Origin of the sequence: Legionella donaldsonii (assembly GCF_900452385.1) — a bacterium.
GTDB classification, from domain to species: domain Bacteria; phylum Pseudomonadota; class Gammaproteobacteria; order Legionellales; family Legionellaceae; genus Tatlockia; species Tatlockia donaldsonii.
Map to the genome: position 1 here is coordinate 2791928 of NZ_UGOA01000001.1, position 13073 is coordinate 2805000.

Below are 13073 nucleotides of genomic sequence, written 5' to 3' on the forward strand. Positions count from 1 at the left end.
AATTTTATTCTAATCATGCCCAAATTGATCTTTCTTGAACTATGATCAATTTATAGTTCAAACGCGGATGGGAATTATGCTTGCGAATACATTGACAGAGTTTAGAGACTATATTCACGCCCAACTATGTTATCAATTATTCATTACCCCTATTCATCTGCCTGTTGAAAAACCCTATCGCGATTTTGCACGGCGCGCTTGTGAGTTTTTCGTGGAAAAACGCACTGAGGTCATTGACTGTATTTATCCACGTCATCATGTCCTTCATCATTTTGCCCCCCATGATCGCTCAACCGCTAAAAAAGTACTCATTACCCATGGTTGGATGTCGCGGGCAGCGTACATGGTTCGCTTGATACGTGCTCTCCATCAACAAGGTTTTGATGTGTATGCTCTGGATTTTCCAGCGCACGGCGAAGCAAAGGGAATGCAATTACCGTGGACAGATGCTGTTTTATTGCTGAACCATATACTGAATAATTTTGGTCCATTCTATGGCCTGGTAGGCCACTCTTTTGGTGGATCCATGCTATTGAATACTTTAAATCTTGCAAGCCAGCTACCCGGGTGGCAACTGGATGCAGAACCAGAACGGGTAGTCCTTTTAGCTTCACCAACCCGCATGCGCACACCGGTGGGTAAACTAGCCAGACGCTTTAAATTAAGTGGCCGTGGTCTTCTTCTCTTGCGCGAAGTTTTTCGTCAACATGCTATAACTGATTTGAGAAAACTTGATTTTCGTCATTATATCAATCATGCCCAAACCCCCTTCCTCTGTATTCATGGCGACAAAGATGACTCGATTCTACCTAGTGAATCAATCATTTTCTGCCAACAATATCCTCACGCTTCACTGGCTTTATTGCCGGGAGCAGATCATGTTAGCGTATTAATAGATGAGCGGGTAGAAAAGACAGTCTGTCAATTCCTCACTTAATCCAGTGTTTTTCGATAACGTTTAAAACCAATTATCATGACCACTGCCATAAAAGTGATAATGGGGATAATTTCCCGCCATACTTCCCAGAATCCATTGCCCTTGAGTAAAATCCCACGGACTATCACTAAAAAATGGGTTAAAGGTAAAATATTACCTAGCCACTGAGCCCAATCCGGCATACCACGGAATGGAAACATAAACCCTGATAATAAAATAGAAGGCAAAAAGAAAAACACCGCGCCTTGCACGGCTTGTAACTGATTAGTAGCCAACGTGGAAAAGGTTAACCCTACCGCCAGATTTGCCGCAATAAATGGCAAACAGAGAATTAATAATAGTGCGATACTGCCTTGCATAGGGACATTAAACAAAAATTTAGCCATGAATAAAATAAGCAATACTTGTAAATACCCTACGATAATATAGGGAACAATTTTCCCAACCATAACCTCCATCGGCTTAAGAGGCGTCGCTAACAAATTCTCCATCGTTCCACGCTCAAATTCCCGCGTAATAACTAATGCGGTAATAATTACCATCGTCATTGTCAGCACCACACCTAACAGGCCAGGTACTATATTATAGGCAGTAATCGCCAATGGGTTGTAAATGGCATGGACTATAGGGTCGTATGGCGGAGAACCAGCAGCCAAGTGATTTAAAGGCCCAACAAGCTCCTCTTTAAAAACCAAAGAAGCCAGATCACTAAATACTGAAACTGCGCGACTGGTTGCCGCAGGATCAGTAGCATCTGCTTCCAATAATAAAGTTGGCTTGACTCCTTTAACCAAATCATGGGAAAAATTAGGTGGAAAATTAACTACAAATTGTACTTCCCCTCTTTTCAACAAAGCGCGTGCCTCTTCCTCTGTTGATACAGGCTTTATAAAGTGAAAATAAGTTGAATCCTGCATGGCAACCAGGATTCTACGGCCAAAATTACTATAATCAGGATTAACAATGGCGGTTGGTAAATTACGCGGATTCGTGTTAATCGCAAAACCAAACAAGATTAATTGTATTAAGGGGATGCCAATAATCATTGCAAAGGTTGCTCGATCACGAGCCATTTGAATAAATTCTTTTGCCATGACAGCAAGCAGACGAGAAATTGCCTCTCCTTTCAACTAAACTCTCCCGCTGATTTCTTAACCAGACTGATAAAAGCATCTTCCAAAGTCGTTTCAATAGCTTGCCAGGTTACAGACTTCTCTTCCGCCAATTTATTCAAGCCTGCTTCTATTTTCTCTCGCTCATAACCACAAATATGAAGCTGGTTACCAAATAATGCAGCCAGCGTCACTCCGTCCATCATTTTTGCTTCTTGCAGCAAATTGGTAGTCACATCACCTGTTATTTGCCAAGTATTTAAGTGGGTACTAGCAATGACTTCCTTGACCGTGCCAGTTACCAATAAATTTCCATAAGCCAAATAAGCAAGGCGAGTGCAGCGCTCTGCTTCATCCATATAATGGGTAGATACCAACGTCGTAATGCCTTTTTCACTCAAATTATGTATTTTATCCCAAAATTCGCGGCGTGCTATTGGATCGACACCTGCTGTAGGTTCATCCAGCAGCAATAATTGAGGCTCATGTAACAAACAAGCAGCTAATGCGACGCGTTGCTTCCATCCGCCTGATAATTGTCCAGTTAATTGCCGACGTCGATCGACCAAGCCCAGATCCTCCAGCGCCTGTTCCACACGCTCCTTCCTTCTATCAAGATTATAAACGCGGGCAATAAAATTTAAATTTTCCTCAATACTTAAATCGGTATAAAAACTAAATCTCTGCGTCATATAACCCACTTGTTTTTTAATTTTTTCTGATTCAGTAAGAATATCGTATCCTAAACAAGTGCCCCGACCTCCGTCTGGCGTTAATAACCCGCATAACATCCGGATTGTCGTTGTTTTTCCACTGCCATTGGGTCCTAGAAAGCCAAAGACTTCACCCTGTGCTACAAACATACTAATGTCATGGACAACTATTTTATCGTCAAAGGATTTACGTAAATCAACGACATCAATAATGGCTTTTTTCATGGTAGAAATACCGATACCGGTTGCCCTGGTTTAAATTCACTAGGGTACTTAAGTTTCGCCTTGATGCGAAAAACCAATTTATCACTGTTGTCGCGACTATAGACAAGAGGGGGGATGAATTGCGCTTCAGGAGAAATATAATTGATGGTCGCCTGGCTTGTTTTTATGCAACCCTCACAGAGAAATGTAATCTCTTGTCCACGCCGCAATCGAGTCAGAGTCTGTACCGGTACAAAAAACTCAATCCGGACATTTTCGGGTGGCAAGAGAGAGAGCACTGCTTGCTCATTGCCTACAAACTCCCCTTCCCGGTAATAGGTATCAAAAATAAAGCCATCCCTTGGCGCATAAACAGTTTTTTGCTCCAATTGCCATTTAGCTTCTGCAAGTTTTGCAGTTAAAGAAATAACCTGTGCCTGTTGTGCATTGATTTGTTCATCGCGGCTACCCAGTTTTGCTAATTGTAAATTAGATTCATATTGTGCTTTAAGCTGTTTTTGCTCTTTATACAAAGCGACCGCTTCATCAACCGAATCTTTATCGATAGCTTGTTTTGCATAGAGTTGTTGGGTACGTTGTACACGAATTTCTGCAAGCTTCAATTGTGCATCGGTTTGCTCAATTTGGGCCTGGATCGCAGCAATTTCAGGTGAGCGCCTTGGCTGCATTAAATCATTCAATAATTTTTGAGCTTGTAATAAATCAGCTTCATTTTGTTTGACTACTAATATTTGCGGGTCGGCATCCAACGAAAATAATAATTGGCCTTTTTTAACCTGATCGCCGCGGTGAACATACAATCTCATCAATTTCCCTGAGTTAGGGGAAGCAAGATAGACATTTTCCCCTTCAACATAGCCCTGATAACTGCGCTCTTTTTGTTGCCCACAGTTTACAGCCATTAAGATTAACAAGGCGATGAAGAGAAATTTTATTTTCATACCGTCATTTTTTTTACACGCTTTAAATTAGTATAATGAAAGGCTCGCCGTATTTCATGTAAATCTCAAGAGAATCATGACTAACTCAATAAATCGTTTATGCCAGTAATCCCCTGTAATAGGCCAATACTATTTATTGACTCTACTTTATTAGTAACAAACCGGGGATAATTTGTTTAGAATGCCTTCCTTTTTCGCGTACCCGAATTCTAATTGGCGACAAAAAAATTGGTATCTTCTTTAAAATAAGGTTGAGTTATGTTTTATATAAACGACAAACAAAAAGTTATCCGTAAACTTCCTAGTGGTAAGGCTTATAAAAATACTTTAGCAACAGCTGGAATCAAATCCCTGGAAGAAAATTTACCCTCAGGAAACCACTTAACACTTTCCTATCTTGATGGTAGGCGTGTGGTGCGATTGTCTGACTCAACGGCCTCACAATATCAATCGGAACAGAAAGGAGGGCTTTGCTGGTATTACGCCTCCAAAACACAATGGTTTGGCAAGTTCTATATGGGGCCGGAACGCAATTACGAAAAAATTATTTCAACTTACCGCAAAATTTGTACATACCAAACAAAACTTAAAGCGCGGGAAGATGCCATTGTAGATTGGTTTAACGAGCAGTTTGAATCGTTTAAAGCCCAGGCATCAAAAGAGGCAGCAAGCGATACGATATCTGAATTCACTGAATTGACTTTTGCCAATATGATTTTGCAACACAGGCCTGCATCAGAAGACGCTGTTCGTCTCTTCCAGGATTTTTTAGGCAATAGAGAGTTTGATGATTTGACTTATTTTACCCTAAATCGTCAGGCTAAAGCGTTGATTGATGCTATCACTGCTGTCAGTCAGGAACTTCGATTTGACGTAAAACAAGCGGTTTCTGAAGTACTTGAGGCAAGTAAAATTGATTTATCTTTAGAGGAACTCAGTTTAGATGAGCTATCAACCTATTACGACCGTGTCATCATTAACCACATATGGCGCCTTCAAGGCTGTACTCCTTCCCCTTGGCATCCGGCAAAAGGGTTGCAGGCCCTGGTGAATGAACTACGTGAAGGCGAGTGCATTGCTGAAATTGATTATGACCTTATTGAAACCTCTGCTGAACCCCCTCTTCATCAATTTGCCGCATCCGAAGACGACGGCTATCTCATTCATACCACAATAAAAAAGACTGATAATGAAAAAGGCGAAGAGACACACATCATCAAAATTATTGGCGCCGAATTAGAGGGTGGCGGTAATATTTATTATATCGATCCAAATGATGCAAGTGCTCCTGATAAGCCCAGAATCGTGCATAAAATACCTTACGACCTTTTTTGCGAGATTTTACAGGACGAACATGGAGCTAGCGCGCAACAGTCCATGTCCGCCACAACCCTCCCGCGAGTTTTGCATCGTATACAAATGCCAGACAATAACATTGTAGCCGCCCCATCTTCCCCCAAACGAGTGAGCAAAAGACAACAAGACCTTTCGCCGCCCAGTTCACCAACGGATGCACCAAAGCGACTGAAGAAAGAGGAAAATCACAGTAAAAAAGATGCCAGGCTATTTCGAATTGAGCCCCCGCCAGAGAAGGAAGAAATAGAGCCAGCGACTCCGGCATCGCCCATTTCTCCCTAATGATGGTTAACAGTGTATTTCAATATGGTAGCCGGGTGTATTCAATGCTACATTCTAGAGAAATAGTTAAGATTAGGGACAAACATGAAATTTGATCTACTGGTTTTAGGTGGGGGAAGCGGTGGTATTGCCAGTGCAGTACGTGCTGCTCGCCACGGCGCTAAAGTGGCGGTAATTGAAGAAAATCATCTCGGCGGTACCTGCGTCAATCTCGGCTGTGTTCCCAAAAAAGTCATGTTCAATGCCTCAATGGTGGCAGACACATTAAGAAAATCACCTGACTATGGCTTCCATCCTGTCAATATAAAATTGGATTGGCAAACACTAGTCAGTAAACGCAATGCTTACATTGAGAGATTGCGAGAAAATTACGCCAAACGCTTCAACGAATATAACATGACCTATTTACACGGCAAAGGGGTATTCGTTGACGCTAACACCGTTGATGTTTGCGGAAAAACCTATCAGGCAGATCATATTATAATCGCTACTGGGGGCCAACCCTTGCTTCCCAATGACTTGGAAGGAGTTGAATATGCTATCGATTCAGATGGTTTCTTTTCGCTTGCCTCCAGACCAAATAAAGTAGCTGTGATTGGGAGTGGTTATATTGGTGTGGAATTGGCAGGTTTGCTGCACAGCCTTGGCGCGGAAACCCATTTACTTATTCGCGGGGAGCGCCCTCTGACTCGATTTGATGCGATGTTAGGAGATACCCTAATAGAAATTATGAAACAACAAGGCATCAAGATTCATGTCAACCATAATGCCCAACGTATTATCATGCAAGAAGATGGGCGCAAAGCGATTAAATGCCATAGCGGCTCTATGATTTCTGATCTGGATACAGTGATTGCTGCTGTTGGCAGGTCTCCACGTACCTTCGGTTTAAATCTGGAAGCTCTTGGTATGGATAGAGATAACCGTGGTCTTATCAACGTTGATTGCTATCAAAATACGTCGATACCCGGTATTTATGCCATTGGCGATGTCACTGCCGCGCCAGCCTTGACACCTGTTGCTATCGCCGCTGGCCGTCGACTCTCCGATCGTCTCTTCGGTGGACAGAAAAAAGCACATCTCAATTATGAGAATATTTGCTCAGTAATTTTTAGCCATCCGCCAGTTGGCAGCGTTGGATTGAGTGAAGAAGAAGCCATAGCCAAATTTGGTAAAGAAGATATTAGAATTTATCAAACTCGCTTTAATCCCATGTATGACGCGTTAAGTGAAGTAAAAACCCCAACAGCGATGAAATTGGTTACTCAGGGAAAAAATGAAAAAATTATCGGTCTTCATATGATTGGTTATGGCGTTGATGAAATGCTGCAAGGATTTGGCGTTGCTGTTAAAATGGGCGCAACCAAACGCGATTTTGACGATACTGTCGCCATCCATCCGACTAGCGCCGAAGAATTGGTAACCATGGTATAAAAATGACTATTCGTTCTTATGAAAATAAGTCACCTCTTGTTGGTGAAAAGGTCTATATTGACCCTCAAGCTGCTGTTATTGGCGATGTAACACTTGCTAATGATGTGTCAGTATGGCCTATGGCTGTTATTCGAGGCGACGTGAATTACATCCGGATCGGTGAAGCTTGCAATATTCAGGATGGTGCCGTTTTACATGTATCCCATGATGGTCCGTTCACCCCAGGCGGCCAACCACTCATTCTTGGCAAAGGTATAACTATTGGCCATAAAGCTGTGTTACATGCTTGTACGATAGACGATTATTGTCTGATAGGGATGGGTGTGTTGATTCTGGATAAAGTTCATATTGAACACCATGTTATGGTTGCTGCAGGCAGCCTTGTTCCCCCAGGGAAACGTCTTCAAAGCGGTTATTTATATCTGGGTAATCCGGCTCGCGCAGTGAGGCTTTTAACGAACGAAGAATTAACTAACTTAGAATATTCTGCTGAACACTATGTTAGAATAAAAAATAACTATTTGTACCCACCGCAGTAGGGTCTGTTGACATGTCGCTAGCTGGGGGCGAAAAGGATTGATTTACGGGCATCGAACACAGGAATTAACATTTTCGGCCCCAGTAGCGGGAATATCAACAAACCTCTCAAAGAAAGCTGACGTGAATTCTTTATTATCAAAGAGAAGGGTTTCTATCCTTAAAATGGGCAATTCCTTCCTCTTATTGACCAATTCCTCTTGTAAAAATTAAAAATAATTGCCATTATGCTCAATTATAAAACCACTCATGGCTCAACCAATTGAAGTGAGGCGAGTAAAAAAAGAGGATAAGCGTAAGCCAAACTGCTTCAAATTGATGGTTAACGTATTTAATATCAACACTGAATACAATTAATCACTAATTATAATTGACGAGATACGCTTGCCCATGTAGCTTTTACCGCTGCAAATATTTTAATTTTTAATTAAAGGAATAACATGCATCTAGATTTTAAAAAATTTAAACTGCCACTCATCCTTTTGGCTATATTTTTAGTTCCACTGCTTTTTGGTCAATACATACCCGTTCAAATTAAGTCTATCAGTTATGCATTTAGCCTGAGCATGAAGGCCGTACTTGAATTTTTCATGCCGTTTATTATTTTTAGTTTTGTCTTTTCATGCCTGGGAAATTTACAAAAAGGCGCCGTATTTTTCGTATTTTTACTTATCATTTGCGTTTTTGCGTCTAATTTTACAGCGTTAATGTTTGGTTATACTTCTGGCTACATTGGGCTGAGTCTCTTTCATTTCAATGCCGCCAGCATCGATTCAATGCCCCAGTTAGTACCAGCCTGGCAATTTCACTTAACAAAGCTTATTTCTAATGATATTGCGTTATTAATTGGCTTTTTTACAGGTATCTTCTTTTCTTTACGTCCTAATCCAATAGCAAAAAAAATAGGCACCAATTTAAATAAAGCAGCCAATGGTTTCCTAAAAAAACTGTTTATTCCTTTGCTACCCTTTTTTATCCTAGGTTTTTTGTTCAAGCTTGAATATGAACAGGTTTTACAAACATCGTTGAAATTATACGGCCCAATTTTAGTATTAATTATTGCCACTCAATGGCTATATCTTACCTTCTGGTACCTCACAGCGAGTAATTTTTCACTTAAAAAATTCTTTTTCTACTTAAAAAATGTATTGCCAGCTAGTTTAACTGGTTTAAGTACTATTTCGAGCGCCGCTTCAATGCCAGTACTACTCGTCTCAACCGAAAAAAATCTTAATGATGCTGAAAAGGCAAAGATGCTCGTTCCAGCTATTATTAACATTCATACTATCGGTAGTGCTATTGGTGTTCCTATTTTGGCGCTAGCAACTATCTTAACCTTTGGTCTGCCACTGCCATCCGTGCATACCTTTATTATTTTTGCCTTCTACACAGCGTTGGCGAAATATGCTGTTGCAGCAGTTCCCGGCGGAGTCATTATCGTCGTTACTCCTCTTTTGGAAGCCCATCTTGGTTTTTCCAGTGACATGGTTGGTTTAATTACTGCAATTTATTTGATCTGTGATCCTTTTGGTACAACAGCAAATGTCACCGGCAATGGCGTGTTCCCCATTATGTTTACTAAATTGCATGAGCGTCTCAAAGATATGCGATTGCCGAATCTTATCGGAGCGAGAAAAACGACTTTCGCTAATGATTAAGATCCCAGCCTTTAAATTTCAAGCCTGCTTGTGAATACTGCCAAGCAGGCTTTTTATTTCCAGTACCCCCGGTTTAAAGCAATTTTGATAAATCCTTGTGCCCCAGGCTTCCCGCGAGCATACTTGCTTGAAGAATGTAAAAGGCAGGTGCTTTAAATGGCTTAAACCCTCTTGCTAAATTTTTTGGCCTTGATGACAACGTTCATTAAGATCTTTGCCGACTCTCACTGCAAGCACCACTACTTTTTAATGAGTAGATTCGCCAAAGCAGGATAAGGGATACTCGCTTCTTGAACAGTAGAATCCACACCCTATGCAGACCGCAATCGGACGGCATGTGGACGGATTAAATCCGCCCAATTGTCGCTGACTACTCCACCTCTGAAATCCATCTACATCCAATCCCATTCCTTACTGTTCTTATTCTTATTTACCGTAACACAACGTGTGAGGAGTAAACCCGATCCCTCATAGGTTCATTAAACTAAGCAAGAACAATCGACATCACATACAGGTAGAAAACAACTGGGTTGCGCACTGTTTTTAAGTTCAACTAAGATTCGATGCGACAAGGTGGCAAGATAAGAGTTGAGCTGAAACAACAGGCGAAAGAACACATGGCTCATGGGTATTATGGTGTATCCATGAAAAGGCGCAAAGTGTAAGAACCTCATTTTAATTTGCAACGGTTGGTTAACGAGCTTAAAACTTATGGATAGCTGGACAGAAGAGGAGTGTGAATTACACTGAAGATGGACAACTGCACGATGTAAGTAACTGCTTATCCAGCAGGCAGAAAGCCCCGTGGCGAGCATTTGCTTGACTGATTGTATGCTTTCGAAATACCTTCTTTTCTTGATCACCGTAACCGTCTTTCTTTTAATACGCTGCTTGCAGCGTTCAAGTTAGCGAGGGATTTGGCATAAAATTAACCTATCATGTTGATAGTGAATAAGTTACATTCATGCCGGACTCTAATTAAATACTGCTGAAAAACTGCGACAGTAGCCCACGAAGTGCAACCCTGGTGGTGTCCCAATAGGATTAATAATCGATTTCATTAAGTATGGTTTGTACCCTTAAACCATTATAAAGCACGCTGATATCTTGACTTAATTGAGAGTACTAGAGCGCTTTGTAATCGATTTAATATAAGCAGGAATAGTTGCTCCAGCATTATGTGGTGCAAAATTCGGTCGTAGAAATGTAATTATTCCTCAACCATCCCATCCTTCATATTGCAAGGTTTAGAAATCAATGCGTAGGGAACGATCTTCAGCGTTTGAATGCCCTTTAACAAGCTAATCATCCCATCTCACGAGCCTCAAATAGACGTCATTATTAGGGATTGGCAAAAGAGTATGTAGGGATGGCGTTGCTGTTAAACGCTAATTTCAGAGTCACTTAAACGGTATTTATTTTTGACAAAAAAAAAGCGGCTATTAAGCCGCTTAGGAAAAAAGCCCTGGCGATGACCTACTTTCGCATGGAGAAACTCCACACTATCATCGGCGCGGGTCTGTTTCACTTCTGAGTTCGAGATGGAGTCAGGTGGTTCCAAACCGCTATGGTCGCCAGGAAAACTGGTTTGCCTGTTCTGGTTAAAGCAGGGTTAACTGCGATAGCCAGGAGGCCGGTAAAGAATATGAGGTAACACAAACGTATTCGTCTTTCATTATTGCCTATAACCTCAAAGCAATTCAGGTTATATGGTCAAGACAATCAGCCAATTAGTACGAGTTAGCTTCACGCATTACTGCGCTTCCACACCTCGCCTATCAACGTCGTAGTCTTCAACGGGCTTCATGGGAAAACTCATCTTGAGGGAGGCTTCCCGCTTAGATGCTTTCAGCGGTTATCCCGTCCGAACTTAGCTACCCGGCAATGCGACTGGCGTCACAACCGGAACACCAGAGGTTCGTCCACTCCGGTCCTCTCGTACTAGGAGCAGCTCCTCTCAATTTTCCTACGCCCACGGCAGATAGGGACCGAACTGTCTCACGACGTTCTAAACCCAGCTCGCGTACCACTTTAAATGGCGAACAGCCATACCCTTGGGACCTGCTTCAGCCCCAGGATGTGATGAGCCGACATCGAGGTGCCAAACACCGCCGTCGATATGAACTCTTGGGCGGTATCAGCCTGTTATCCCCGGAGTACCTTTTATCCGTTGAGCGATGGCCCTTCCATACAGAACCACCGGATCACTAAGACCTACTTTCGTACCTGCTCGACCCGTCAGTCTCGCAGTCAAGCACCCTTTTGCCTTTACACTCTTGGTACGATGTCCGACCGTACCGAGGGTACCTTTGTGCTCCTCCGTTACTCTTTGGGAGGAGACCGCCCCAGTCAAACTACCCATCATACACTGTCCTCAACCCAGATTATGGGCCCAAGTTAGAACCTCAATAATAACAGGGTGGTATTTCAAGGTTGGCTCCATGCAAACTAGCGTCTGCACTTCCTAGCCTCCCACCTATCCTACACAGTTATCATCAAAGTCCAGTGCAAAACTATAGTAAAGGTTCACGGGGTCTTTCCGTCTAGCCGCGGGTACACTGCATCTTCACAGCGATTTCAATTTCACTGAGTCTCGGGTGGAGACAGTGTGGCCATCGTTACGCCATTCGTGCAGGTCGGAACTTACCCGACAAGGAATTTCGCTACCTTAGGACCGTTATAGTTACGGCCGCCGTTTACCGGGGCTTCGATCAAGAGCTTCTCCGAAGATGACCCCATCAATTAACCTTCCGGCACCGGGCAGGCGTCACACCCTATACGTCTTCTTACGAATTTGCAGAGTGCTGTGTTTTTAATAAACAGTCGCAGCCACCTGGTCTCTGCGGCCCTCACCAGCTTCGTTATGTAAAACAACTAACCGGCAAGGGCGTACCTTCTCCCGAAGTTACGGTACCATTTTGCCTAGTTCCTTCACCCGAGTTCTCTCAAGCGCCTTAGTATTCTCTACTTGTCCACCTGTGTCGGTTTGCGGTACGGTTTTCTATAAGTTATGGCTAGCAGCTTTTCCTGGAAGCCTGGCATTAATGACTTCTCTGCACCCCGAAAGGTCAGAACCACTTCGCACCTCCGCGTTAATGAGAAACCGGATTTGCCAGGTCTCTCCGCCTACATGCAAGTACCGGGACAACCAACGCCCGGCTCATCTAGCCTTCTTCGTCCCCACTTCACCACTTATAAAAAGTCCAGGAATATTAACCTGGTTCCCATCGACTACGCATTTCTGCCTCGCCTTAGGGGCCGACTCACCCTGCTCCGATTAACGTCGTGCAGGAAACCTGGGACTTCCGGCGAGAAGGTTTTTCACCTTCTTTATCGTTACTCATGTCAGCATTCGCACTTCTGATACCTCCAGCCCACTTCTCAATGAACCTTCATCAGCTTACAGAACGCTCCCCTACCACGTGTATTACTACACATCCGCAGCTTCGGTGTATGGTTTTAGCCCCGTTACATCTTCCGCGCAGGCCGACTCGACCAGTGAGCTATTACGCTTTCTTTAAAGGGTGGCTGCTTCTAAGCCAACCTCCTGGCTGTCTGTGCCTTCCCACATCGTTTCCCACTTAACCATAACTTGGGGACCTTAGCTGGCGGTCTGGGTTGTTTCCCTCTTCACGACGGACGTTAGCACCCGCCGTGTGTCTCCCGTGATTCAATTAGCCGGTATTCGGAGTTTGCATCGGTTTGGTAAGCCATGACAGCCCCCTAGCCGAAACAGTGCTCTACCCCCGGTAATCATTCACGAGGCGCTACCTAAATAGCTTTCGGGGAGAACCAGCTATCTCCGGGCTTGATTAGCCTTTCACTCCTAGCCACACGTCATCCGATAATTTTTCAACATTACCCGGTTCGGACCTCCA

The 13073-nt window shown here is 43.1% G+C and carries 8 protein-coding genes and 2 rRNA genes (1 of these 10 cut by a window edge); 5 read left to right on the forward strand and 5 right to left on the reverse strand.

Annotated elements, in window-relative coordinates; all coding sequences use genetic code 11:
* The first annotated feature begins 76 nt into the window (after positions 1-76).
* Positions 77-937 (forward strand): alpha/beta hydrolase, encoded by an 861-nt coding sequence (locus DYC89_RS12655; RefSeq protein WP_115222110.1) that lies wholly within the window; start codon positions 77-79, stop codon positions 935-937.
* Here DYC89_RS12655 and DYC89_RS12660 read toward each other — a convergent pair.
* Genes DYC89_RS12660 through DYC89_RS12670 form a run of 3 tightly spaced genes read right to left on the reverse strand, consistent with a single transcriptional unit; the run spans position 934 to position 3928 of the window.
* Positions 934-2067, reverse strand: coding sequence for an ABC transporter permease (locus tag DYC89_RS12660; RefSeq protein ID WP_245953999.1), 1134 nt, complete (start codon positions 2065-2067; stop codon positions 934-936). The two genes, DYC89_RS12655 and DYC89_RS12660, sit on opposite strands and share 4 nt — an antisense overlap.
* Positions 2064-2987, reverse strand: a complete 924-nt coding sequence (locus tag DYC89_RS12665) for an ABC transporter ATP-binding protein (RefSeq protein ID WP_115222111.1) — start codon at positions 2985-2987, stop codon at positions 2064-2066. Before DYC89_RS12665 ends, DYC89_RS12660 begins: the two co-directional genes overlap by 4 nt.
* Positions 2984-3928 carry an HlyD family secretion protein gene (locus tag DYC89_RS12670; RefSeq protein ID WP_115222112.1) on the reverse strand — a complete coding sequence of 315 codons (945 nt, stop codon included), beginning with the start codon at positions 3926-3928 and terminating at the stop codon, positions 2984-2986. The genes DYC89_RS12665 and DYC89_RS12670 overlap by 4 nt, the downstream gene beginning before the upstream one ends.
* A gap of 258 nt (positions 3929-4186) precedes the next feature.
* Between DYC89_RS12670 and DYC89_RS12675 the strand changes: the two genes are divergently transcribed.
* From DYC89_RS12675 to DYC89_RS12690, 4 genes are all read left to right on the forward strand, one after another.
* Positions 4187-5566 (forward strand): hypothetical protein, encoded by a 1380-nt coding sequence (locus tag DYC89_RS12675; RefSeq protein ID WP_115222113.1) that lies wholly within the window; start codon positions 4187-4189, stop codon positions 5564-5566.
* An 84-nt stretch (positions 5567-5650) separates the two neighbouring features.
* Positions 5651-7000, forward strand: coding sequence for a glutathione-disulfide reductase (gene gorA / locus DYC89_RS12680; RefSeq protein WP_115222114.1), 1350 nt, complete (start codon positions 5651-5653; stop codon positions 6998-7000).
* A 2-nt stretch (positions 7001-7002) separates the two neighbouring features.
* Positions 7003-7539: a gamma carbonic anhydrase family protein gene (locus DYC89_RS12685; protein ID WP_115222115.1), complete on the forward strand. Its 537-nt coding sequence runs from the start codon at positions 7003-7005 to the stop codon at positions 7537-7539.
* Between the two features lie 438 nt (positions 7540-7977).
* The gene (locus tag DYC89_RS12690; RefSeq protein WP_115222116.1) at positions 7978-9195 is read left to right on the forward strand and encodes a cation:dicarboxylate symporter family transporter; all 1218 of its coding nucleotides are present in this window, start codon (positions 7978-7980) and stop codon (positions 9193-9195) included.
* Between the two features lie 1463 nt (positions 9196-10658).
* Here the strand turns inward: DYC89_RS12690 and rrf are convergent.
* Together rrf and DYC89_RS12700 are read right to left on the reverse strand one after the other, a co-directional pair.
* A 5S ribosomal RNA gene (gene rrf, locus DYC89_RS12695) occupies positions 10659-10774 on the reverse strand.
* A gap of 130 nt (positions 10775-10904) precedes the next feature.
* A 23S ribosomal RNA gene (locus tag DYC89_RS12700) occupies positions 10905-13073 on the reverse strand; it runs 728 nt beyond the window's last position.